Here is a 22,926-nt window from a genome sequence, read left to right as displayed (position 1 = left end):
GGACTTACTTGCGCGCAGGCGGCACATCCGTGCAACTGCCGTGGGCAATCTCCGCCGCCATGCCGATGCTCTCGCCCAGCGTCGGATGCGGGTGGATGGTCTTGCCGATGTCCACCGCGTCGGCGCCCATCTCGATGGCCAGGGCGATCTCGCCGATCATGTCGCCGGCGTGCGTGCCGACGATGCCGCCGCCCAGGATCTTGCCGTGGCCCCGGCCAGCATGGCCGTCTCCTGATCCTGCCTCGGGGCTGTCGTCGAACAGCAGCTTGGTAAAGCCCTCGTCACGGCCGTTGGCGATGGCGCGGCCGCTGGCCGCCCAGGGGAACAGGCCCTTCTTGACCTTGATGCCCTGCTGCTTGGCCTGGTCCTCGGTCAGACCCACCCAGGCCACTTCGGGGTCGGTATAGGCCACGCTCGGGATCACGCGGGCGTTGAAGGCGGCGCTTGCCAGTTCCTTGTTGCCCTGCAGTTCGCCGGCGATGACCTCGGCCGCCACGTGCGCCTCGTGCACCGCCTTGTGCGCCAGCATGGGCTGGCCCACGATGTCGCCGATGGCGAAGATGTGCGGCACGTTGGTGCGCATCTGGATGTCGACGTTGATGAAGCCGCGGTCCGTCACGGCGACGCCGGCCTTGTCGGCGGCGATCTTCTTGCCGTTGGGGGTGCGGCCCACGGCCTGCAGCACCAGGTCGTACACCTGGGGCTCGGGCACCGTGACGCCGTCCTTGGCGGGCGCGAAGCTCACCTTGATACCTTCGGGCGTGGCCTCGGCGGCCACGGTCTTGGTATTCAGCATCACGTTGTCGAAACGGTGCTGGTTCATCTTCTGCCATACCTTGACCAGGTCGCGATCAGCGCCCTGCATCAGGCCGTCCAGCATCTCCACCACGTCCAGGCGCGCGCCCAGCGTGCTGTACACCGTGCCCATTTCCAGGCCGATGATGCCGCCGCCCAGAATCAGCATGCGTTTGGGCACGCCCTGCAGCGCCAGCGCGCCGGTGGAATCCACCACGCGCGGATCGTCGGGCATGAACGGCAGGCGCACGGCCTGGCTGCCGGCGGCGATGATGGCGCGCTTGAACGCCACCACCTTCTTGGCGCCGGTCTTGTCCTGGCTGGTGCCGGTGGTTTCCTCCACCTCCAGGTGGTTGGCGCCGACGAAGTGGCCGTAGCCGCGCAGCACGGTCACCTTGCGCATCTTGGCCATCTGCGCCAGCCCGCCGGTCAGCTTGCCGATGACCTTTTCCTTGTGGCCGCGCAGGGTGTCGATGTTGACCTGCGGCGCGCCGAAGTCGATGCCGGCGCTCTTCAGGTGGCTCACCTCGTCCATCACCGCGGCCACGTGCAGCAGCGCCTTGGAGGGAATGCAGCCCACGTTCAGGCACACGCCGCCCAGGGTGGCGTAGCGCTCGACCAGCACCACGTTCAGGCCCAGGTCGGCCGCGCGGAAGGCGGCGCTGTAACCGCCGGGGCCGCCACCCAGCACCAGCACATCGCACTCCACGTCGGCACTGCCGCCGAAGCTGGCCGCTTCGGTTTTAGGAGCTGCTGGCGCTTGAACAGCGGGCGCTGGAGCCGGTTTTGACTCAGATGGCGGTGCGCTGGGCGTGCTCGCCGCGGCAGGGGCCGCAGCCGGCGCCGCCGCTCCCTGCGCCACTTCCAGCGTCAGCAGCACGGAACCCTCGGCCACCTTGTCGCCCAGCTTGACCTTGAGCTCCTTGACCACGCCGGCGTGGCTGCTGGGAATCTCCATGGAGGCCTTGTCGGACTCCACGGTGACCAGGCTCTGCTCGGCCCGGATGGTGTCGCCCGGCTGCACCAGCACTTCGATCACGCCCACCTCGGCGAAGTCGCCGATGTCGGGCACCTTGATGTCGATGATTGCCATATGTTGTGCTACCATTGGCGTGTTCGTTTATTGCGCCGCTGATAAATTGCCTTCTTGAATGCGTCGAGGAAGGGAAATAATACTATTACTACAAGTACCGCGCCACTGTAAGCAATTACCAGTCGATACCAAAAGATGCTCCATTCCCACCCACCGCTCTCGTAAAAAATACTTACTGCCAATCCTCCTGCACAAGTGAGAAAGCATCCTAGGATGCCAATCGGGATTACTCTTGCATTCTCGAACCACACTGCGAACGCTTTTTGTATCATCAAAATGCTACTGGCGATTTTCGCTAGAACTACAAAGGGGCAGAGCCATTTCGTCCGGATCTCCACTGATCAACATTTGAGCTCTCGTTCCGCAGGAAATCACAGCGAGCGAGTTCAACTTTCCCGATCCGACGAATGACGGCAGGCGTCGTTGACGCATGCGGCACTTCCGAACAGGGGGCTTCGACTTTACTGCCAAGCTGACCTTTAGGTGCTACGCGCCCTAGTCATCGCTTATTACGATTGAGGAACGCAAGAGATGCTTCAAATGATTGCTTCGCAGCAGTTGAAGCGTAGCCAAATGCGCGCACAGAGTTAAAAAAGCCGTGGCCGGCACCCTCATAGAGATGAAACTCCAATTGGCCAGGAGCGTCGAGTGCCCCCTTTAGGAGGTTCTGGACTTCTATAGGGATATGCGCATCTTGATCTCCGACGTGAACTTGGGTCGGACACTTCAGCGCGTGGAGGGTGTCCGCGTAATCCTGCACCCGAACTGGGTAGAACGAAATACACGCGTCGATGCCACCTGCGGCAGCCATGTGGAGTGCAAATTTTCCACCGAGACAGAAACCAAGAACACTTAAGCGTCCATCGCAGTTTGGATGCGCCTTCAGCGCATCGACGGCAGCGTAGCAGTCTGCGAGGCCTACGCCTTCGTCCATCTTCTGCCAAAGTCCAATCGCTCTTGTGCGCTCGGCGTCAGAGTACCCCAACTCGATTCGAGGCTCCAGCTGATTAAAGAGATCTGGCACAAGGACGACGAAACCCGCGTCAGCGAACTGGTCCGCTGCCATGCGCATGGCGTTATTAGCTCCAAAAATCTCGGGTAACAGTACTATTCCCGGTCGCGCCGGACCATCTTTCGACGTCAAATATCCGTCGAAAAAACCGTGGCCAGAAGGGATTTCAAAGTTGAAGTTAGTCATTTTTCGCGGCTATAGTGCTCGATTTTTTCATGGTCTAGTTCGACCCCGAGGCCGCAGCCGTTCGGAACGACTACCTCGTATTCGCAATATGAGATGGGAACTGTTGTCAGATCATCCGCCAACAGCAACGGACCGATCATCTCGCAGCCCCACGGCATTTCAGGCAATGCGCTGAATAATTGCAGGCCTGCAGCGGTGCCGATCGAGCTCTCGAGCGCCATACTGCCGTAGATAGGCACCCCCGCTGCCTCTGCAACCGCGGCAGCCTTGTAGGCACGCCGAATCCCACCGCCCTTACCGACCTTCACACCGTACAAATCGGTTGAGCAAGCCTTAAATGACGTGTAAGCATCGTGAAAATCCCAAAGTCCCTCGTCCGCTGAAATCGGGATATCCATGCGCGCGGCCACCCGCGCCATGCCCTCATGGTTCCATCTTGGCAGCGGCTGTTCGATCATCGCGAAGCCGGCACTCTCCAGACGCGGGAGGAAGCGCATGCACGTTGGTTCATCCCATGCCTGATTGAGGTCCACCGTGAACACTGCGGTTGGCTCGACCTTCCAAACGGCCTCGGCTGTCTGGATCGCACGAGCGGTCTCCTTTGACGCATCCCCCATGCCAATTTTCATCTTGAACGTTCGATGCCGCCGCGCTTCAAGTTGACGTTTCGCATCTTCGACGTCGCTGTCCAAATCGCCCGACGCTAAGGCCCATAGAACCGGGATGGAAGTTCGAACGCGCCCTCCATAGAGCGCGCTCACCGGAAGCCCATGCAGTTTTCCAACCGCGTCATGCACGGCGACATCCACGGCCGCTTTAGCAAAGTTGTTGGCTGCCGAAGCTCGATCCATCGCCTTAAGAATCGATTCATGCGCGAAAATATCGATTCCGCACACTGCTGGTGCCAGGTAGCAATCAATGACCTGTTTGATCGTTTCGCTACATTCCCCGCCCCAAAAGGACGTGCCAGCCGGCGTGGCACCCTCGCCATATCCAGTGGCGCCATGCTTGGTCCTTAGCGTCACCAATACGAGGGACTGGGTTAAATGTGTTCCAGTGGAGTGGTTGTGAACTTTCTTCAGCGGAAGATCAACAATGCGCGTTTCGATCGACTCAATCGGGTCGGCCGCTACACAACTTTCGTTGCTAAATCTACTTTTGTCGGTGTGCATGTTACGCAGGCGCATAGGTTGATTGATCGGGACGCACTCCAGCCCAAGCGTTTGCGATCAACCTCTTGATCATGCTCGCATCTAGCGGCCGGGGATTGGCATACGGCTTCGACATCACCGCCGCGACTGCGACGTCGATGTCGGCCTCGGTCATCCCAAGGTCCTTCAGAGCTACCGTAGCGCCACTCCTGCTTGCAACGTCGTAGATTCGACCGGAGACGTCACCACCATCCAGCGCTCGACTAATTACGTCAACGGCCTCGCGCACCGCAGAAGCGTTGTACGCAAGAGCGTGGGGGAGAATGGCAGTGTGTGTCTCCGCGTGTGGGAGGTTGAGCGTTCCACCCAGCGTATGACAGAGCTTGTGGTGCAATCCCATGGACGTTGATGCGAGGCAGATTGCGCACAACCAAGAGCCATATAGGGCCTCGGTGCGCGCATCGATATCGTGCGGCCGTTCCTTAAGCTTTGGGAGGCTCTTGTAGAGCGAGGCAATCCCCGTTTCCGCCATCAGAGACACAACCGGGTTAGTGTCCACGGCGTATAGCGCCTCGACAGCGTGCGCCATTGCGTTAATTCCGCTCGCCACTGACATTACTGGCGGAAGCGTCAATGTCATATCGACGTCGTAGATTACGGTTTCTGGCAGCACCCTTAAGGTGCGCTGCGTCGTCTTCACCCCGTCTTCGGTTTGGCCTAGGATCGGCGTCATTTCTGATCCTGCATATGTGGTCGGCACAACCAGTTGCGGCAAGTCAGTGTGCAAAGCGATAGCCTTGGAAAGTCCGATCGACGAACCGCCCCCGATGGCGATAACTCCGTCGACCGACCAATCGCGAACAAGTTTCAGCGCGTTGAGGGTGACGTCCGTAGGAGTGTGCATCGCCGCTCCATCAAATGTGGCCACGTGCAGTTCACCCAGGAGATTCTTCGTGCGATCGGCATCTGCCGTCTGCTGCGAAGTGGACACGACAAGAAGCCGCTTGCAACCCAATGCCTCCGCCTCGCGTTTGATCAACGATATAGTGCCCCGCCCGAAGATCACTCGGCTGGCTAAGCCTTGAAATGTGAAATCTCGCATATATTCGAAGAGCTATATTGACTTTTAAGCGACTGAATCGGCATAGAGCGGACTGTCATCGGTCGGGATGTTGAATTTTCCATCAAAGACAGCCCGGATCCAAGGCTGAATGAACACAACTGAACGCAATCCGGCTTTGGTAAAGGGGTCTTCGTCTACAAACTTGCGCGCCTCCTCCAGATCAGCAACTTGCACGACGTAGCTCCCCCCCTTTACCGCCTTTCCATCGTCGGTAAAGGTAGCGCCTGCGGCGAGCACCTTCGATGCGTTGGCTTCCATGTATTTCCGGTGCTCAGACACGACGGCTTGGCGTTTATTTGCCGTCCCCGGCAAATCTTGAAAAAATATTGCAACGTACATCTAATTCTCCATTTTTAAAAATTTGAAGGCACATCGACCCCTCGGCGCCTTGCTGAATTCTGCTCTGGCAGATCCGGAATCGAGCTCGCCAGTAGCTTGAGCAAGGCACGTAAAGCGCCCATCTCAACAACGCCCATTCGTTCTGCCCACTCCGCCTCAATACGTTTGCCAATTTCGATAGCAAACTGCTGCATCTTGATTCCCTTCGCGGACATTCGAACCACGTTGGCACGCTTGTCCACAGGATCCTTTCGGATCTGCAAATATCCCAGCGACACCAGCGAATCAACCAAGTAGCCCATACTTTGCTTAACCATCCCGGCGCGCCGCGCGAGGTCAGAAACAGAAGCGCCTGCTAGTGGTAGATGCCTGAACACTGCACCGTGCGCTTCGCGAATCTCGGGATATCCGGAAGTCGCAAGCGCGCGGTAGACGCGCGATGCCTGGGCTTCAAACGGAATACGAAGCAGCGTACTAAGCGTTCCCGTCAGTGAGCCCATCGTGGCATCAGGATCGGCGGGCCTCCAAGCGGACTGCTCATCAATCTGGAATGTGGCTTTAACTTCAGTATTTTTCATATTCGTCCTATTGTATGTCGATATAGTCGAATTAGCTCGCCACTTTTACCGTACGCGTGCAGCCGCTCTTCTCGCGAGCGCAGGCGCACCCGTAGCAGCGCTTTAGAGCGGAACGCCCGGGTCTACAAAAGTCACACTTCGCGGCTGGCAATGACCGGCGAAGATAGGGCCAGATTCTGTCCATCAAGCTATAGCTCATACATGCAACTAGTGCGAGCGACTTGAAATAGCGCCACATAGATCGCCGAAATAAGTTCACCCTTTCTGCTGGACAATCACGACACTTGGGCGCCGGATTGGCGAACTGCATCACCCCACTTAGCACGCTCACTTACCATAAATGATGAAAAATCACTCGCTCCCCGCCAGGTAATTTCATTTCCCGTTGTCTTGGCAAAATCCTTCATTTTGCTGGACCGGAGTATGCTTTGCAGTTGCGACTCGATGAGACTAACCACGGCGTCTGGAGTTCGTATGGGTGCAACGTATCCGTACCACGCAACCGCATCGAAGCCCTTGAGCCCGGATTCACTCACTGTCGGAATCTCTCTAGCAATGCTGATTCGGTCGATAGACGTCACTGCAATTGCCTTTAGGCTTCCAGCACGCACCAACGGCAGCGTTGCCGTTGGCGTCACGATGGCCAATTCAACATGCTCCCCCACAGCCAGGGATAGAGGATCCTTTGCGGCAACATGCAAAAGGTCGATGCCTGCCTGTACATTCAACATCGCCCCCGCGAGGTGACCAGTACTTCCATTCGCATACGTTGAATACGACAGTTTGCGCGGGTGGGACTTCGCATACGCCACCATTCCCGCAAAATCATGGAACGGGACTTTATTTCCCGCCACGATCAAATTCGGAGCGGACATAGCCAGCCCCACGGCCCGCAACGTGTTCTGCGGATCTATTGCGATATGGGTGTAAAGCGTTGGGTTAATGGCAATGTTCGGCGTCGAGGCCATTAACAACGTGTAACCATCAGCCGGGCTTCGTGCCACGAACTCGGTCCCGATATTGCCGCCCGCACCAGGCCTGTTTTCTATTAAAAACGGTTGCTTCAGACGCTCACTCAGCTCCTCCGCTATTACCCGGGTAAGAGAATCACTTGAAGTCCCGGCCGCGAAGGGAACAACGATTCGCACCGGCTTAGACGGATATGCTGAATGCTGCGCACTCGACATCAAGGGCAGCATGCTCGCCGCAGCTCCTAGCACCAAGCCGCGGCGCCGGAAGCCAGGACGCGCGGCAATCGCATTATCGTTATGGTTCACAGATTCTCCGTTCTCATTTGCACAACCTCGAAAGCTCCATTCGCCTCACAACGCCGAGTCGCTTGAACCGCCTGCGGGACAAGCAGAGGGAGGCAAGGAGTCGCGGACAACAAGCCCTGACAACCCACGGAGCCACACAACATGAACTGCAGCCATGCATAACGACGGAACACTTGACCGCTTGGCGCCGCCACGCTTGCGCGTGGTTGATTCATGGCCGGCAGCATCTAGACAGGCGATTGGTCTATTATCGGCTTGTCAATCAGTTACTGTATTAGGGTTTAGCCTGGGGTGATGGCTTGCTAGGGCTGCATGTGAGGGCAAGATTTCTCCCTGCGCTTTCCTACCTGATTGCTCGCATGTCGACCCCGTCTGCATAGTCCGCGGCCTCCTGTATATCGAGCGCTACCCTATCGCATTCGACATATGTCTTGTCTAGTTGATCTTCCTCGACTGCTTTCGCATCCTTGGTGGCACCCTCTCGGGGCGATCTCTCGCAAGCGCACGGTGAATTCATCTTGATTGCTTGAGAGTCGGTAGACACCGTGGATGTGGACGTAATAGATGGTGCGGTTAGCAGGCGACTCGTCGCAAGCACAGCGCGGTTCAAGGCTGAGGTTCTTGAGGCGTGCCGGCAGCGGGATGCTTCTGCCGCGGCGATCGCGAGGCTGCGTCGCCGAAGGCGACTGATGTTCCAACCTTGCCGATGCCCGACTTCATCGCGCTCGATGTGCAGCCCGAAGCCGAGACGCCAGCCCGTGACATCCGCATCGAACTGAAGCGAGGTAGCGCCACCGCAGTAGTGCACTGGCCGGTGGAATCAGCGTAAGCGTGGCCTCAATACCCTCTGGCGAGACCACGCGAGCATGAGCAGGATCGCCTGATCATGCTCACGCTTGGATGTGTGCATTTAACCGGTACGTGCACACATGGACAAGCGAGTCACTTCGGGCAAGGACACCCGGCGCAAGCACAGCGAAGAGCTCAAGCAGGCATTGGTCGAACGCAGCCTGGAACCTGGCGCATCGGTCGCCGCCATCGCGCAGGAGCATGGCATCAACGCGAACCTCCTGTTCAACTGGCGCCGGCTTCACCTGCGCGCGCAGGCTCCAGCAGTTGAGGCCGCAGCGTCGCCGACGCTCCTGCCGGTGACGGTGCAGATGGAGCCCGCGGTCAAGACCCCCAAGGTCATAGCGCCGCGTCCTTCGAGCGGCGTGATCGAGATCGACGTGGGTGCCACGCGAGTTCGTCTGCGCGGAGCCGTCGACGAGACCAGCGTGCGTTGTGTGCTGCGCCTGCTGGGTGCCATCGCGTGATTGGTCTTCCCTCGAACACGCGCGTGTGGATCGTGGCCGGCCACACCGACATGAGGAAGGCTTCGGCGGCTTGGCGGCCATGCTCCGGACGGCGCTCGCGGCGAATCCCTTCTGCGGCAACGTCTTCGTCTTCCTCGGCAATCGCGGCGACATCCTGAAGGTGCTCTGGTTCGATGGCCAGTGCGTATTCCGGCGAACGTGACCGACGATTCCGCTCTATCGTGACCGGTCGTCATGCGTGTCGAGTTGCGCGTTCAGATTGTAGAAGTGGCGGTCACGATGGGTCTTTGTTCTTCTCCTTTTGGGGCGTTTTCGCGGTCTGGCGCAATGACTCGCCCGTGAGGGTGAGTCGGTGGTTCTGCTGCATCAGGCGATCAAGGATCGCGTCAGCGATCGTGGCGTCACCAACCCATGCGTGCCAGTGCTCGATCGGCAGCTGGCTGGTGATGATGGTGGCCTTGCTGGCCGCCCGGTCGTCGATGATCTCCAGCAGATCGCCGCGGGCTTGAACGTCCAGCGCGGCCATGCCCCAGTCGTCGAGCAGCAGCACATCGGTCTTGGCCAGTTGGATCAGCCATTTGCCGAAGGTCCCGTTGCCGTGGCGGATGCGCAGTTCCTCGCCAAGCCTCGGCATGCGCTGGTAGTAGGCGGAGCGACCGCGTCGGCACGCGTACTGCGCCAGCGCGCATGCAAGCCACGACTTGCCCGCACCCGTCGGTCCCGTGATCAGCACGCTGTGGCCCGAATCGATCCAGTCGCCCAGCGCCAAGCTCATCACGGCCTTGCGGTCAATGCCGCGACCGGCGCGAGCATCCATGTCCTCGATGGCCGCCTGTGGGTACTTCAGGCGCGCGTCCTTCAAGAGGCGCTCTCGGCGTTTGTCACTGCGCCAGTGCACTTCGCGCTCCACCAGCAAGGCCGTGCGCTCTTCGAAGCTCATGGTCGTCATGCCGGCGCTGGTGAGCTGGTCTTGCAGTCCCGCCGCCATGCCCAGCAACTTCAGGCTGCGCAGTTGATCGAGGGTCGTGTTCATCATCATTGGAGTTCCTTCTTGTTCAAGTGCCGGATGCAGTCCGGTGGTTACTGGTAATACGCCGGGCCCCGCACATGCTCGTGAGGCGGACTGGTCCAGCTAGGCGCCGTGCTCGCGGCCGCCTTGTCGCGCTCATTGACCAGGATGGCCTTCACGTGCACGTACTTGGCCGTTCCCAGCTCCAGGGCGATCAGGCTGGCCGCCTCCAAGCGCTCCTTGCCGTAGCGACGCGCCAGCGACAGCAACCCCAGACATCCCCGATATCCGTGCTCGGGATGGCGCCGCTCCTCGATCAGACGTGTCACCAGGCGCCCCGTAGCCACGCCGATGCTTTGCCCCCAATGGACCAGGCGCTCGGGCGTCCACTCGAGATGCGCGCGGTGCGCTGCAGGCAGGTGGGCGACGACGGTCGTGAAGCCCCCCTTGTGTGCACTGCGCTGATGCGCGGCCACGCGCTGTCCACGGTGCAGCAATTCGACCGCGTGGGCTGTGATGCGCGCCTCCAGCAGCAGGCCCACGAGGTTCTGGGGCACGCTGTAGCGGTGGCCTTCGATCTCCACATGATGGTCACGGATAGGAAATTCAACCGCATGAGGCCAAGTATGGCACGAGTTTTGGGCCTCGAAACACGTTCGGCCAAGGAAGGTTGAGCGCTCGCTTGCCGCTCAATGGCAAGAGCTTGGGAGGCAGTATGCATTTGGGTCTGGCGCGCACGCAGCTACTCACCGCAGCGATTGATACCGCCGCTTCACTGGGTCACCAATTGACGCGCTGGTCCACCTCGTAATCGGGTGCGGGTTGAGCTGCCAGATCCCAATCGGGCTCGCCTTGCACCCCGTCATCCACCGGCGCGTCGCAGTCCTCCCACAGCGGTGGCCCGCGTGCCGGGGTGATGTGCGGTGGCTGCGAGTCCACCCCGATGTGGTTCAGGATGTGGCGGATTTCGGCGCTGTGGGTGATGAAGGCAATGATGCGCATCTGCCCACCGCACATGGGGCACAGCAGCGGAAATGCCTCGTAGATGCGGGCAATCAGCACCGCCCACAAGTAATGCGCCGCTCGCTTCGGGCGTGCTTCAGGTTCGGGTGTGGGTGTGGCCGCGTTGCCCGGCGCCGCCACCCCTGGTACGCCCGCGCCAGGTTGTGCAGTCTCCACCGTGGCTGGTTGCGACGCAGCAGGCTGAGCCAGCGCCGTTACCGCCGCTCTCAGCGGCGAGTTCGGTGCCAGCACGCCAAAGTAGCGGTGCCGGTGGGTGCGTGGCGGTGGCACCAGCGCGGCGATGCGGTCGATCAGTTCCAGCGGTGTGAGGTGCAGCTCATCTGCCTTGGCACCGCGCTGGTCACTGGTGGGCTCGCTGCGCTGTTTGGCACAGCGGTACACCAGTTTGCTTCCCTCTTTGCGTAGGCGCTCCATGGAAAACGGTGGACGCGCGCAATAGCGCAGCAGCCGCTCCAGCGCAGCGCGGTCGTGGGCTTCGATGCAGACACCGGCGTCCACCGAGAAGCCGCTGTGTTTGTAGCCCAGCAGGTCTTTGGCGTCACAGTTCTCCAGCAGGCCCCGAGCAACGAAGGCGCGCAGGATGCGTTTTTGCAGTGTGGTCTGCACTGGGGCCACGGTAGCCGCATCGATGCCGGTGGCCGCGTGAAAGATGACACCCGGCGATGAGATTCGAGGGGTCGCATCAGCATCGCCCTCGCCCTCCACTTCCTCAAACACCCCGTCCACCACACAAACGTGGAAGTGGACGTGTTCATTGAGGCTGGAGCCGAATCGGTGAATGAAGGCGATGGCACCGATGTGCAGGCCTGCCTTGTCCATATGGGCCGCACCGGGGCTGTGGGTCTGCAGAGTTTGTGCGATCACCCGCAGAAAGATGCGCAGCACCATGCTCAGCACCGCTCCGTCGCGCTGCATGAAGTAACGAAGCCGCTTGGGAACCGACAGCACCCACTGGCGCACCGGCAGGCGGGGGAATACGTGATCGTTCAGGTGCGCTGCTGTCTCCACCATGCGCCGGGTGGTGCACGAGGGGCAGACTCCCCGGCCTTTGCAGGAGAAGGCTACAAAGTAGTCGTGCCCACAGTCGCCGCAGCGAGCGCGGGCAAAGCCATGGGCAAAGATGCCGCACTCAAGATACTTGGCAAACGCTTTGCGCACGAAGGGCTTGGGGGTGTGGTGGTCGCCCTGGCCGTCGAACTGACCCGCGCTGGCCAACTCTAGCCAGGTCTCGTAGTGCTCGGCTACCGTTTGGTAGAGCAGCGTGCGTTCGGGTGGCGTGGGTTGTAGAGCTTGGGCTTGGAAGTGGCTGACATGAATACTGTACAAATGCACAGTATTCTGCGGCGATTGTTTGGGTACGCAAAGCACAAGGCCCGAACCGTCGCCAGTTCGGGCCTTGTCAGGGTAGCTTGGCTGCGGACTTACTTGCGCGCAGGCGGCACATCCGTGCAACTGCCGTGGGCAATCTCCGCCGCCATGCCGATGCTCTCGCCCAGCGTCGGATGCGGGTGGATGGTCTTGCCGATGTCCACCGCGTCGGCGCCCATCTCGATGGCCAGGGCGATCTCGCCGATCATGTCGCCGGCGTGCGTGCCGACGATGCCGCCGCCCAGGATCTTGCCGTGGCCCCGGCCAGCATGGCCGTCTCCTGATCCTGCCTCGGGGCTGTCGTCGAACAGCAGCTTGGTAAAGCCCTCGTCACGGCCGTTGGCGATGGCGCGGCCGCTGGCCGCCCAGGGGAACAGGCCCTTCTTGACCTTGATGCCCTGCTGCTTGGCCTGGTCCTCGGTCAGACCCACCCAGGCCACTTCGGGGTCGGTATAGGCCACGCTCGGGATCACGCGGGCGTTGAAGGCGGCGCTTGCCAGTTCCTTGTTGCCCTGCAGTTCGCCGGCGATGACCTCGGCCGCCACGTGCGCCTCGTGCACCGCCTTGTGCGCCAGCATGGGCTGGCCCACGATGTCGCCGATGGCGAAGATGTGCGGCACGTTGGTGCGCATCTGGATGTCGACGTTGATGAAGCCGCGGTCCGTCACGGCGACGCCGGCCTTGTCGGCGGCGATCTTCTTGCCGTTGGGGGTGCGGCCCACGGCCTGCAGCACCAGGTCGTACACCTGGGGCTCGGGCACCGTGACGCCGTCCTTGGCGGGCGCGAAGCTCACCTTGATACCTTCGGGCGTGGCCTCGGCGGCCACGGTCTTGGTATTCAGCATCACGTTGTCGAAACGGTGCTGGTTCATCTTCTGCCATACCTTGACCAGGTCGCGATCAGCGCCCTGCATCAGGCCGTCCAGCATCTCCACCACGTCCAGGCGCGCGCCCAGCGTGCTGTACACCGTGCCCATTTCCAGGCCGATGATGCCGCCGCCCAGAATCAGCATGCGTTTGGGCACGCCCTGCAGCGCCAGCGCGCCGGTGGAATCCACCACGCGCGGATCGTCGGGCATGAACGGCAGGCGCACGGCCTGGCTGCCGGCAGCGATGATGGCGCGCTTGAACGCCACCACCTTCTTGGCGCCGGTCTTGTCCTGGCTGGTGCCGGTGGTTTCCTCCACCTCCAGGTGGTTGGCGCCGACGAAGTGGCCGTAGCCGCGCAGCACGGTCACCTTGCGCATCTTGGCCATCTGCGCCAGCCCGCCGGTCAGCTTGCCGATGACCTTTTCCTTGTGGCCGCGCAGGGTGTCGATGTTGACCTGCGGCGCGCCGAAGTCGATGCCGGCGCTCTTCAGGTGGCTCACCTCGTCCATCACCGCGGCCACGTGCAGCAGCGCCTTGGAGGGAATGCAGCCCACGTTCAGGCACACGCCGCCCAGGGTGGCGTAGCGCTCGACCAGCACCACGTTCAGGCCCAGGTCGGCCGCGCGGAAGGCGGCGCTGTAACCGCCGGGGCCGCCGCCCAGCACCAGCACATCGCACTCCACGTCGGCACTGCCGCCGAAGCTGGCCGCTTCGGTTTTAGGAGCTGCTGGCGCTTGAGCAGCGGGCGCTGTAGCCGGTTTTGACTCAGATGGCGGTGCGCTGGGCGTGCTCGCCGCGGCAGGGGCCGCAGCCGGCGCCGCCGCTCCCTGCGCCACTTCCAGCGTCAGCAGCACGGAGCCCTCGGCCACCTTGTCGCCCAGCTTGACCTTGAGCTCCTTGACCACGCCGGCGTGGCTGCTGGGAATCTCCATGGAGGCCTTGTCGGACTCCACGGTGACCAGGCTCTGCTCGGCCCGGATGGTGTCGCCCGGCTGCACCAGCACTTCGATCACGCCCACCTCGGCGAAGTCGCCGATGTCGGGCACCTTGATGTCGATGATTGCCATATGTTGTGCTCCGTCCTTACAGCAGGATGCGGCGGTAGTCCGCCAACACCTGGCCCAGGTAGGCGTTGAAGCGCGCGGCAGAGGCGCCGTCGATCACGCGGTGGTCGTACGACAGGCTCAGCGGCAGCGTGAGGCGCGGCACGAACTGCTGGCCGTCCCACACGGGCTTCATCTGGCTCTTGGACAGGCCGAGGATGGCCACCTCGGGCGCATTGATGATGGGGGTGAAATGCGTGCCGCCAATGCCGCCCAGCGAGCTGATCGACATGCTGCCGCCCTGCATGTCGGCCGCACCCAGCTTGCCGTCGCGGGCCTTCTTGGCCAGCTCGGCCATCTCGGCGCTGATTTGCAGGATGCCCTTCTTGTCGGCATCTTTCAGCACGGGCACCACCAGGCCGTTGGGCGTGTCGGCCGCAAAGCCGATGTGGAAGTACTGCTTGTAGACCAGGGCGTCGCCGTCCAGGCTGGCGTTGAACTCGGGGAACTTCTTCAGCGCCGCGACCACGGCCTTGATGACGAAGGCCAGCATGGTGACCTTGACGCCGCTCTTCTCGTTCTCCTTGTTGGTGGAGACGCGGAAGGCTTCCAGCTCGGTGATGTCGGCCTCGTCGTTGTTGGTGACATGGGGAATCATCACCCAGTTGCGCGACAGGTTGGCGCCGCTGATCTTCTTGATGCGCGACAGCTCCTTGCGCTCGATGGGGCCGAACTTGGCGAAGTCCACCTTGGGCCACGGCAGCAGGTCCAGGCCCACCCCAGAGCCACCCGCAGCGGGCGCCTTGCTGCCCTGCGCCTGGGTCTGCAGCGCACCGCTCATCACCTGGCGCGTGAAGGCCGCCACGTCATCCTGCGTGATGCGGCCCTTGATGCCCGTGCCCTTGACCTCCGCCAGCGGCACACCCAGTTCACGGGCGAACTTGCGCACCGAGGGGCTGGCGTGCGGCAGGCCCGGCGTGGGCGTCGAGGGCTGGTGGGCCGGCACGGGCGCCGTTGCCGTTGCCGTTGCCGTTGCCGCAGCCGGTGCGGAGGCCTGAGCCGCCACGGGCGCGGCAGCGACCGGAGCGGAAGCGGCCGCTGGTGTAGATGCCTGCGCCGGGGCGGCGGCAGGTGCAGCGGCGGCACCTTCAAGCACCGCCACGAGATCGCCCACATTGATCTTGTCGCCGATCTTGACCTTGAGCTCCTTGAGAACGCCGGCGGCGGGCGAAGGGATCTCCATCGAGGCCTTGTCGGACTCCACGGTGAACAGCGACTGCTCCACCTTGACCGCATCGCCGGGCCGGACCAGCAATTCGATCACGGCGACGTCCTTGAAGTCACCGATGTCGGGCACACGCACCTCAACCGCGCCACCACCCGCAGCAGGGGCGGCGGGTGCAGCAGGCGCGACCGGCGCTTGCGTTTCGATAGCTGCCGGCGCTTGTGCGGCGGGCGCTGGAGCCGGTTTTTCATCAGAAGCAGCGGCTTCGCCCGCAGCCTCCAGCACGGCGATCACGCTGCCCTGCTTGACCTTGTCGCCCAGCTGGACCTTGAGTTCCTTGACCACACCCGCGTGGCTCGACGGGATTTCCATTGAGGCCTTGTCGGACTCCACGGTGATCAGCGACTGCTCCGCCTTCACCGTGTCGCCCACCTTGACCAGCAGCTCGATCACGCCGACTTCGTCGAAGTCGCCGATGTCGGGAACCTGGATGTTTACCAATGCCATGTCGTGTCTCCCGGTCTTCAGGCGTGCAGGGGGTTGATCTTCTCGGTCTGGATGCCGTACTTGGCAATCGCCTCGGCCACCTTCGCCTTGGGCAGCTTGCCCTCGTCGGCCAGTGCGCTCAGCGCGGCCACGGTGATGTAGTGGCGGTTGACCTCGAAGTGCTCGCGCAGGCGGTAGCGGAAGTCGCTGCGGCCAAAGCCGTCGGTACCCAGCACGGTGTAGGAGCGCCCATCGGGAATGAAGGCGCGGATCTGCTCGGCGTAGTTCTTCATGTAGTCGGTCGAGGCGACCACGGGGCCGGTGCTCTTGCCCAGCTGCTGCGCCACGAAGGACACGCGCGGTGTCTCCAGCGGATGCAGCAGGTTCCAGCGCGCCACGTCCTGGCCCTCGCGGGTCAGCTCGTTGAAGCTGGTGCAGCTCCACACGTCGGCCTGCACGCCCCAGTCGGCGGCGAGCAGCTTCTGCGCCTCGATCGACTCGCGCAGGATCGAGCCCGAACCCAGCAGCTGCACGCGCTTGTCGCCGTCCGCGCCGGCCTTGCACAGGTACATGCCCTTGATGATCTGCTCTTCCGTGCCCGGCTGCAGGCCCGGCATGGCGTAGTTCTCGTTGAGCAGCGTGATGTAGTAGTAGACGTTTTCCTGCTTCTCCACCATGCGCTTCAGGCCGTCCTGCATGATGACCGCCACCTCGTGCGCGAAGGTCGGGTCGTAGCTCACGCAGTTGGGAATGGTGTTGGCCAGGATGTGGCTGTGGCCATCCTCGTGCTGCAGGCCTTCGCCGTTGAGCGTGGTGCGGCCCGACGTGCCCCCCAGGATGAAGCCGCGCGCCTGCATGTCGCCCGCGGCCCAGGCGAAGTCGCCAAAGCGCTGGAAGCCGAACATCGAGTAGTACACGTAGAACGGGATCATGATGCGGTTGTTCGTCGAATACGACGTCGCCGCAGCGATCCATGAACACATGCCGCCCGCCTCGTTGATGCCTTCCTGAAGAATCTGACCGGCCTTGTCTTCCTTGTAGTACATCACCTGGTCGCGGTCGACCGGGGTGTAGAGCTGGCCCTTGGGGTTGTAGATGCCAATCTGGCGGAACAATCCCTCCATGCCGAAGGTACGCGCCTCATCCACCAGGATGGGCACCACGCGCGGACCCAGGGCCTTGTCGCGCAGCAGCTGCGTGAGAAAGCGCACGTAGGCCTGGGTGGTGGAGATCTCGCGGCCCTCGGCGGTGGGCTCCAGCACGGCCTTGAACGTCTCCAGCGCCGGCACGGTGAAACTCTCGTCGGCGTGCGTGCGACGCTGCGGCAGGTAGCCGCCCAGGGCCTTGCGACGCTCGTGCAGGTACTTCATTTCCGGCGTGTCGTCGGCCGGCTTGTAGTAGGGCAGCTTGTCCAGCTCGCTGTCGGGGATCGGGATGTTGAAGCGGTCGCGGATGTACTTGATGTCCTCGTCCGACAGCTTCTTGGTCTGGTGCACGGTGTTCTTGCCCTCACCGGCCTTGCCCATGCCGTAACCCTTGACGGTCTTGACCAGCAACACCGTGGGCTGACCCTGGTGTTCATTGGCCGCATGGAAGGCGGCGTACACCTTCTCGGGGTCGTGGCCGCCGCGGCGCAGTTCCCAGATCTCGTCGTCGCTCAGGTGCTCCACGAGCTTGGCCGTCTCGGGGTACCTGCCGAAGAAATGCTTGCGGATATACGCGCCGTCCATGACGCGGTAGGTCTGGTAGTCGCCGTCCAGCGTCTCCATCATCAGCTGCTTGAGCTTGCCGCTCTTGTCGCGCGCCAGCAGTTCGTCCCAGCCCTTGCCCCAGATCAGCTTGATGACGTTCCAGCCCGAGCCGCGGAAGGCACCCTCCAGTTCCTGGATGATCTTGCCGTTGCCACGCACCGGGCCATCCAGGCGCTGCAGGTTGCAGTTGATGACGAAGATCAGGTTGTCGAGCCCTTCGCGCGCCGCCAGCCCGATGGCGCCCAGGCTCTCCGGCTCGTCCATCTCGCCGTCGCCCAGGAAGATCCAGACCTTGCGGTTCTCGGTGTTGGCGATGCCGCGGGCATGCAGGTACTTGAGAAAGCGCGCCTGGTAGATGGCCATCATCGGCCCCAGGCCCATGGACACCGTGGGGAACTGCCAGAAGCCCGGCATCAGCTTGGGGTGCGGGTAGCTGGACAGGCCCTTGCCGCCCACTTCCTGGCGGAAGTTTTCGAGTTGGTCCTCGGTGATGCGGCCTTCCAGGTAGGCGCGGGCGTAGATGCCGGGCGCGCTGTGGCCCTGGAAATAGATGCAATCGCCGCCGTGGCTCTCGCTCTCGGCATGCCAGAAATGGTTGAAGCCCGCGCCCCACATGGAGGCCAGCGAAGCGAAGGAGCCGATGTGGCCGCCCAGGTCGCCGCCGTCATGCGGATGCAGGCGGTTGGCGCGCACCACCATGGCCATGGCATTCCAGCGCATGTAGGCGCGCAGGCGCTTCTCGATGGCGATATTGCCGGGGCAGCGGGCCTCCTGGTCCGGCTCGATGGTGTTCACGTATCCCGTATTGGCGGAGAACGGCAGGTCAATACTGCTCTGGCGGGCCTGCTCCAGCAATTGCTCCAGCAGGAAGTGGGCACGCTCCGGCCCCTCCTTGTCGATCACTGCCGACAGCGCGTCCAGCCATTCGCGGGTTTCCTGTTGGTCGATGTCGGTAGCGGTCAGGACTTTGGTCGGATCAGACATACCTGTCTCCTTGATTCAGTGGCAATAACGGTAATACGGGCGCGAGTTTCGCACAAATTTTCATCATTTCAAATGATGCTTTTTCATCTCTTAATATGAAAAATTGCTGCGATTGCACATTATTTCTTCAGATGAAATCGCTCCCGCGAAGCCTTTAAACTCCGCGCCCATGGAGTCCCCTGTCGCGCCCTCTTCCACCGTGTCTGCCGTTAAAACCCCGGCGCGCTGGTGGCGTGCCTGGTGGCGCAGCCTCTCGCCCACGCGCCAGGACCGGTTCGCGGCGCTGGCGCCCGTGGCATCGGTGCTGATGTTCCTCGCTGCCATCGTGGCCTCGTTCTGGTATTTGCGCACGGAAGAGGTGGAACGCGAGAAGGAAGCCCTCAGGCGCGACGTGGAATACGCCCAGCAGCGCGTGCGTTTGCGCTTGCTGGAGCGGCAAGAGCAGATCATGCGCATCGCGCGCGATCTATCCAACCAGGATGTGGAGCGCGCGGACTTCGGCAGCCGCGCCGAGCCGCTCATCAGCCAGTACCCCGAGCTGCAGGCCATCACCTGGATCGACGAGCGCCGGCGCATCCGCGCCAGCCACGCCGCGCCTGCCGTGACCAGCAGCCAGCTGCGCGTGGGCGGGGAGGTGCTCAAGCCCGGCGAGACCACCAACCTCTTTAACGCCGTCCGCGACCTGCAACAGCCGCTGTATTCGCAACCCACGGCCACCGAGGGCGAGAGCGCGCCCCTGCTGCAACTGCAGGTGCCCCTGTCGCCCCAGGGCAAGTTCGGCGGCGTGGTGCTGGCGGAATACTCCATCGACAGCCTGCTGCGCTACGGCACTCCCACGGAGGTGCTGGCGCGCTACGCCGTCACGTTGCTGGACGGCAATGGCCGCACCTTGGCGGGCACGCCCCTGCCCCCGCGCACCAATGCACTGCTGCCCTGGACCACCAAGGCCAACCAGTACGAGATCCCCGTCTCCCCGGTGGGCAACGGCCTCGTGATGCGGGCGCAGGCGTACCGTACGTCGCTGGGCGTGGTGGGCAGCGGGCTGTTCTGGCTCGTGGGCACGCTCAGCGTGATGACGGCATGGATGCTCATCGCCACCTGGCGGCACACGCGCAGGCGGCTGCAGGCCCAGGAAGCACTGGTGGCAGAAACCAACTTCCGCCGGGCGATGGAGAACTCCATCCTCACCGGCATGCGCGCGCTGGACCTGGAGGGCCGCATCACCTATGTGAACGCCGCGTTCTGCCAGATGACAGGCTGGACCGAGGCCGAGCTGGTCGGGCAGACCCCGCCCTACAGCTACTGGCCCGAGGGCGAATATGAGTCGCTGCACGCCAATCTGCGCGACGAACTCTCGGGCAAGACCGTGCCCGGTGGATTCCAGGTACGCGTGCGGCGCAAGAGCGGCACGCTGTTCGATGCGCGCCTGTACGTCTCGCCGCTGATCGACGCACGCGGTCACCAGACAGGCTGGATGACCTCGATGACCGATATCACCGAGCCCAACCGCGTGCGCGAGCAACTCACCGCCTCGCATGAGCGCTTCACCATCGTGCTGGAGGCGCTGGACGCCTCCGTCTCCGTGGCGCCGCTGGGGAGCGAGGAGCTGCTGTTTGCCAACCGCCTGTACCGCCAATGGTTCGGCTCGCAGACCAGCGGCCACCTGCAACTGGTGGCGCAGGCAGGCGTGCTGCCCACCTCCTACAGTTCCGGCGGCATGGACGACGAAGATGGCCTGATGGGCCTGCCCACCGACTCGCTGACCAGCGCCCGTTCGGAGAACGCCGAGATCTACCTGCCCGATCTGGGCAAGTGGCTGGAGGTGCGCTCGCGCTACCTGAACTGGGTGGACGGCCGGTTGGCGCAAATGGTCATTGCCACCGACATCACGCCGCGCCGCCAGGCCGAGGAGCAGGCCGCGCGCCAGGCCGAACGCGCCCAGTCGGTCAGCCGCCTCATCACCATGGGCGAGATGGCCTCCAGCGTAGCCCACGAACTCAACCAGCCGCTCACCGCCATCAGCAACTATTGCAGCGGCATGGTCTCGCGCATCCAGGGCGGCCAGATCAGCGAGGAGGCACTGCTCACGGCGCTGCAAAAGACCGCCCACCAGGCGCAGCGCGCCGGCCAGATCATCCAGCGCATCCGCGCCTTCGTGAAAAAAAGCGAACCCAACCGCACGCTGGCCGACGTGCACGAGATGGTGAGCGAAGCGGTGGAACTGGCCGACATCGAGCTGCGGCGCCACAACGTCCACCTGACGCACTACGTCGCCGCCCGGCTGCCCCAGGTGATGGCCGACACGATCCTGATCGAGCAGGTGCTCATCAACCTGATGAAGAACGGCGCCGAGTCCATCGCCCAGGCCCACCGCCCCCCATCCGGACGCAGCGTGGAGCTGCGCGTGGTGCCGCGCCATGTGGATGGCCGCGGGGTGATCGAGTTTTCGGTGCAGGACACGGGCAAGGGCCTGGCCCCGGAAGTGCTGGCGCACCTGTTCGAGGCATTCTTCTCCACCAAGAGCGAAGGCATGGGCATGGGCCTGAACCTGTGCCGCAGCATCGTCGAGTCGCACCAGGGCCGGATGCACGCGGAGAACCTCTACAATGGATCGGAGGTCACCGGCTGCCGGTTCTCCTTCTGGCTTCCGCTCGCCACTGCTGCGGATGCCACTATCAATTCCGCAGCAACGTCAACCCCAAGGACTATTGCATGAGTTTGATTCCGAAAAAAGGCACCGTCTATGTCGTCGACGACGACGAAGCCGTCCGCGACTCGCTCCAGTGGCTGCTGGAGGGCAAGGACTACCGTGTACGCTGCTTTGATTCGGCGGAATCGTTCCTCGCACGCTATGACCCGCGTGAAGTCGCCTGCCTGATCGTGGACATCCGCATGGGCGGCATGACGGGCCTGGAGCTGCAGGACCGCCTGGTCGAACGCAAGTCGCCCCTGCCCATCGTCTTCATCACCGGCCACGGCGACGTCCCCATGGCCGTGAACACCATGAAGAAAGGCGCGCTGGACTTCATCCAGAAACCTTTCAACGAAGAAGAGTTGCTGGGCCTGGTTGAGCGCATGCTGGACCATGCACGCGAAGCCTTTGCCGACTACCAACAGGCCGCCAGCCGCGACGCGCTGCTGTCCAAGCTCACCAGCCGCGAGGCGCAGGTGCTGGAGCGCATCGTTGCCGGCCGCCTGAACAAGCAGATCGCTGACGACCTGGGCATCAGCATCAAGACGGTGGAGGCGCACCGCGCCAACATCATGGAAAAGCTCAACGCCAACACCGTGGCCGACCTACTCAAGATTGCCCTGGGGCCAGGTAGCGCCAAGGCCTAATTGCTCCGTTTTTAATAGCTGCCTGCGCATACCAGACAAGCGCCAGGCAGCTTTTTCATTTGTATCGTGGATTCATCAATGACAGCCCAACTGATCGACGGCAACGCCCTCTCCCGCCAACTGCGCACTGAAGTCGCCGCGCGCACGGCCGCGCTGAAAGACCGCGGCATCAGCCCTGGCCTCGCAGTGGTGCTGGTGGGCGACAACCCTGCCAGCCAGGTGTACGTGCGCAACAAGGTCAAGGCTTGCGAGGACGTGGGCTTTCACTCGGTGCTGGAAAAGTACGACGCCAGCATGACCGAAGAACAGCTGCTGGCGCGCGTGCAGGCGCTGAACAACGACCCCAGCATCCACGGCATCCTGGTGCAACTGCCGCTGCCCAAGCACATCGACGACCACAAGGTCATCGAAGCGATCTCGCCCCTCAAGGATGTGGACGGCTTTCACGTCGCCAGCGCCGGGGCACTGATGGTGGGCGAGGTGGGCTTCAAGGCCTGCACGCCTTACGGCTGCATGAAGATGCTCGAATCCATCGGTATGAAGGACCTGCGCGGCAAGCACGCCGTGGTCATCGGTCGCTCCAACATCGTGGGAAAACCCATGGCCATGATGCTGCTGGCAGCCAACGCCACCGTCACGGTCTGCCACAGCGGCACAGCGGATCTTGCCGCCATGACGCGCCAGGCCGATGTGGTGGTGGCTGCCGTGGGCAAGCGCAACGTGCTCACGGCCGACATGGTCAAACCCGGCGCCGTGGTGATCGACGTGGGCATGAACCGCAATGACGAAGGCAAGCTCTGCGGCGACGTGGACTTCGAGGGCGTCAAGCAGGTGGCGGGTTACATCACGCCAGTGCCCGGCGGCGTGGGCCCGATGACAATTACCATGCTCCTGGTGAACACCCTGGAAGCGGCTGAGCGCCTCTGACGCGAGGCACCCCTGACCCGAGTGCCGGTGG

17 protein-coding genes and 2 pseudogenes are annotated in these 22,926 nt (G+C 62.6%); 6 read left to right on the top strand and 13 right to left on the bottom strand.

Annotated elements, in window-relative coordinates; translation table 11 throughout:
- Nucleotides 1-4 precede the first annotated feature (4 nt).
- The 7 genes from lpdA (HND92_RS09105) to HND92_RS09075 form a co-directional block, all read right to left on the bottom strand.
- Nucleotides 5-1,888 carry a dihydrolipoyl dehydrogenase gene (gene lpdA / locus HND92_RS09105; protein WP_172206789.1) on the bottom strand — a complete coding sequence of 628 codons (1,884 nt, stop codon included), beginning with the start codon at nucleotides 1,886-1,888 and terminating at the stop codon, nucleotides 5-7.
- Between the two features lie 499 nt (nucleotides 1,889-2,387).
- Nucleotides 2,388-3,086, bottom strand: coding sequence for a dienelactone hydrolase family protein (locus HND92_RS09100; RefSeq protein WP_172206788.1), 699 nt, complete (start codon nucleotides 3,084-3,086; stop codon nucleotides 2,388-2,390).
- Nucleotides 3,083-4,273: a muconate/chloromuconate family cycloisomerase gene (locus HND92_RS09095; protein ID WP_216662916.1), complete on the bottom strand. Its 1,191-nt coding sequence runs from the start codon at nucleotides 4,271-4,273 to the stop codon at nucleotides 3,083-3,085. The genes HND92_RS09100 and HND92_RS09095 overlap by 4 nt, the downstream gene beginning before the upstream one ends.
- On the bottom strand, nucleotides 4,260-5,339 hold the full coding sequence (locus tag HND92_RS09090; RefSeq protein ID WP_172206787.1) for a maleylacetate reductase: 1,080 nt from the start codon (nucleotides 5,337-5,339) through the stop codon (nucleotides 4,260-4,262). The genes HND92_RS09095 and HND92_RS09090 overlap by 14 nt, the downstream gene beginning before the upstream one ends.
- Nucleotides 5,340-5,363: 24 nt before the next feature.
- The gene (locus HND92_RS09085) at nucleotides 5,364-5,699 is read right to left on the bottom strand and encodes a YciI family protein (protein WP_172206786.1); all 336 of its coding nucleotides are present in this window, start codon (nucleotides 5,697-5,699) and stop codon (nucleotides 5,364-5,366) included.
- A 14-nt stretch (nucleotides 5,700-5,713) separates the two neighbouring features.
- On the bottom strand, nucleotides 5,714-6,277 hold the full coding sequence (locus tag HND92_RS09080; RefSeq protein ID WP_172206785.1) for a MarR family winged helix-turn-helix transcriptional regulator: 564 nt from the start codon (nucleotides 6,275-6,277) through the stop codon (nucleotides 5,714-5,716).
- A 275-nt stretch (nucleotides 6,278-6,552) separates the two neighbouring features.
- Nucleotides 6,553-7,476, bottom strand: coding sequence for a tripartite tricarboxylate transporter substrate binding protein (locus tag HND92_RS09075; RefSeq protein ID WP_172206784.1), 924 nt, complete (start codon nucleotides 7,474-7,476; stop codon nucleotides 6,553-6,555).
- Nucleotides 7,477-8,260: 784 nt separating this feature from the next.
- On the opposite strand from HND92_RS09075, the gene HND92_RS19495 reads away from it, so the two are divergent.
- The 3 genes from HND92_RS19495 to tnpB all read left to right on the top strand — a co-directional run bounded on the left by HND92_RS19495 (nucleotide 8,261) and on the right by tnpB (nucleotide 9,072).
- A complete protein-coding gene (locus tag HND92_RS19495) occupies nucleotides 8,261-8,383 on the top strand; it encodes a hypothetical protein (RefSeq protein WP_256376606.1) in 123 nt (40 codons plus the stop codon).
- Between the two features lie 100 nt (nucleotides 8,384-8,483).
- Entirely contained in the window at nucleotides 8,484-8,870 is a 387-nt protein-coding gene (locus HND92_RS09070; protein WP_172206783.1) for a transposase, read from the top strand.
- Complete coding sequence (gene tnpB, locus HND92_RS19565; RefSeq protein ID WP_371814881.1) at nucleotides 8,788-9,072, top strand: IS66 family insertion sequence element accessory protein TnpB; 285 nt, start codon at nucleotides 8,788-8,790, stop codon at nucleotides 9,070-9,072. Before HND92_RS09070 ends, tnpB begins: the two co-directional genes overlap by 83 nt.
- Nucleotides 9,073-9,144: 72 nt before the next feature.
- On the opposite strand, the gene istB is transcribed toward tnpB, so the two are convergent.
- The 6 genes and pseudogenes from istB to aceE form a co-directional block, all read right to left on the bottom strand.
- Nucleotides 9,145-9,909: an IS21-like element helper ATPase IstB gene (gene istB, locus HND92_RS09060; RefSeq protein ID WP_172206782.1), complete on the bottom strand. Its 765-nt coding sequence runs from the start codon at nucleotides 9,907-9,909 to the stop codon at nucleotides 9,145-9,147.
- A 41-nt stretch (nucleotides 9,910-9,950) separates the two neighbouring features.
- Nucleotides 9,951-10,472: pseudogene (locus tag HND92_RS09055) on the bottom strand (IS21 family transposase); the annotation flags it as partial.
- Nucleotides 10,473-10,659: 187 nt separating this feature from the next.
- A pseudogene (locus HND92_RS09050) lies at nucleotides 10,660-12,215 on the bottom strand (IS91 family transposase).
- Nucleotides 12,216-12,323: 108 nt separating this feature from the next.
- Complete coding sequence (gene lpdA / locus HND92_RS09045) at nucleotides 12,324-14,207, bottom strand: dihydrolipoyl dehydrogenase (protein ID WP_172206781.1); 1,884 nt, start codon at nucleotides 14,205-14,207, stop codon at nucleotides 12,324-12,326.
- Between the two features lie 16 nt (nucleotides 14,208-14,223).
- Complete coding sequence (gene aceF, locus HND92_RS09040) at nucleotides 14,224-15,915, bottom strand: dihydrolipoyllysine-residue acetyltransferase (protein WP_172206780.1); 1,692 nt, start codon at nucleotides 15,913-15,915, stop codon at nucleotides 14,224-14,226.
- Between the two features lie 17 nt (nucleotides 15,916-15,932).
- Nucleotides 15,933-18,629: a pyruvate dehydrogenase (acetyl-transferring), homodimeric type gene (gene aceE / locus HND92_RS09035; protein WP_172206779.1), complete on the bottom strand. Its 2,697-nt coding sequence runs from the start codon at nucleotides 18,627-18,629 to the stop codon at nucleotides 15,933-15,935.
- A 169-nt stretch (nucleotides 18,630-18,798) separates the two neighbouring features.
- Here aceE and HND92_RS09030 point away from each other — a divergent pair, with 169 nt between their 5' ends.
- The 3 genes from HND92_RS09030 (at nucleotide 18,799) to folD (ending at nucleotide 22,895) form a co-directional block, all read left to right on the top strand.
- On the top strand, nucleotides 18,799-21,345 hold the full coding sequence (locus tag HND92_RS09030; protein ID WP_015913204.1) for a PAS domain S-box protein: 2,547 nt from the start codon (nucleotides 18,799-18,801) through the stop codon (nucleotides 21,343-21,345).
- A complete protein-coding gene (locus HND92_RS09025) occupies nucleotides 21,342-21,968 on the top strand; it encodes a response regulator transcription factor (protein WP_011805358.1) in 627 nt (208 codons plus the stop codon). Before HND92_RS09030 ends, HND92_RS09025 begins: the two co-directional genes overlap by 4 nt.
- A gap of 78 nt (nucleotides 21,969-22,046) precedes the next feature.
- Entirely contained in the window at nucleotides 22,047-22,895 is an 849-nt protein-coding gene (folD, locus tag HND92_RS09020; protein ID WP_172206778.1) for a bifunctional methylenetetrahydrofolate dehydrogenase/methenyltetrahydrofolate cyclohydrolase FolD, read from the top strand.
- Nucleotides 22,896-22,926 lie beyond the last annotated feature (31 nt).

This window comes from Diaphorobacter sp. JS3050, assembly GCF_013154915.1.
GTDB classification, from domain to species: domain Bacteria; phylum Pseudomonadota; class Gammaproteobacteria; order Burkholderiales; family Burkholderiaceae_C; genus Diaphorobacter; species Diaphorobacter nitroreducens.
Note: the sequence above shows the minus strand (reverse complement) of the source record. Positions and strands in the feature narration are given on the sequence as shown.

What these genes read in the sequence shown, in the direction of transcription:
- HND92_RS09030 (WP_015913204.1), top strand. Translation starts at nt 18,799, where the DNA reads ATGGAGTCCCCTGTCGCGCCCTCTTCCACCGTGTCTGCCGTTAAAACC.
- istB (WP_172206782.1), bottom strand. Translation starts at nt 9,909, where the DNA reads ATGATGATGAACACGACCCTCGATCAACTGCGCAGCCTGAAGTTGCTG.
- HND92_RS19495 (WP_256376606.1), top strand. Translation starts at nt 8,261, where the DNA reads ATGCCCGACTTCATCGCGCTCGATGTGCAGCCCGAAGCCGAGACGCCA.
- HND92_RS09025 (WP_011805358.1), top strand. Translation starts at nt 21,342, where the DNA reads ATGAGTTTGATTCCGAAAAAAGGCACCGTCTATGTCGTCGACGACGAC.
- aceF (WP_172206780.1), bottom strand. Translation starts at nt 15,915, where the DNA reads ATGGCATTGGTAAACATCCAGGTTCCCGACATCGGCGACTTCGACGAA.
- lpdA (WP_172206781.1), bottom strand. Translation starts at nt 14,207, where the DNA reads ATGGCAATCATCGACATCAAGGTGCCCGACATCGGCGACTTCGCCGAG.
- HND92_RS09075 (WP_172206784.1), bottom strand. Translation starts at nt 7,476, where the DNA reads ATGCTGCCCTTGATGTCGAGTGCGCAGCATTCAGCATATCCGTCTAAG.
- HND92_RS09100 (WP_172206788.1), bottom strand. Translation starts at nt 3,086, where the DNA reads ATGACTAACTTCAACTTTGAAATCCCTTCTGGCCACGGTTTTTTCGAC.
- HND92_RS09085 (WP_172206786.1), bottom strand. Translation starts at nt 5,699, where the DNA reads ATGTACGTTGCAATATTTTTTCAAGATTTGCCGGGGACGGCAAATAAA.
- HND92_RS09080 (WP_172206785.1), bottom strand. Translation starts at nt 6,277, where the DNA reads ATGAAAAATACTGAAGTTAAAGCCACATTCCAGATTGATGAGCAGTCC.
- lpdA (WP_172206789.1), bottom strand. Translation starts at nt 1,888, where the DNA reads ATGGCAATCATCGACATCAAGGTGCCCGACATCGGCGACTTCGCCGAG.
- HND92_RS09070 (WP_172206783.1), top strand. Translation starts at nt 8,484, where the DNA reads ATGGACAAGCGAGTCACTTCGGGCAAGGACACCCGGCGCAAGCACAGC.
- aceE (WP_172206779.1), bottom strand. Translation starts at nt 18,629, where the DNA reads ATGTCTGATCCGACCAAAGTCCTGACCGCTACCGACATCGACCAACAG.
- HND92_RS09095 (WP_216662916.1), bottom strand. Translation starts at nt 4,273, where the DNA reads ATGCGCCTGCGTAACATGCACACCGACAAAAGTAGATTTAGCAACGAA.
- folD (WP_172206778.1), top strand. Translation starts at nt 22,047, where the DNA reads ATGACAGCCCAACTGATCGACGGCAACGCCCTCTCCCGCCAACTGCGC.
- HND92_RS09090 (WP_172206787.1), bottom strand. Translation starts at nt 5,339, where the DNA reads ATGCGAGATTTCACATTTCAAGGCTTAGCCAGCCGAGTGATCTTCGGG.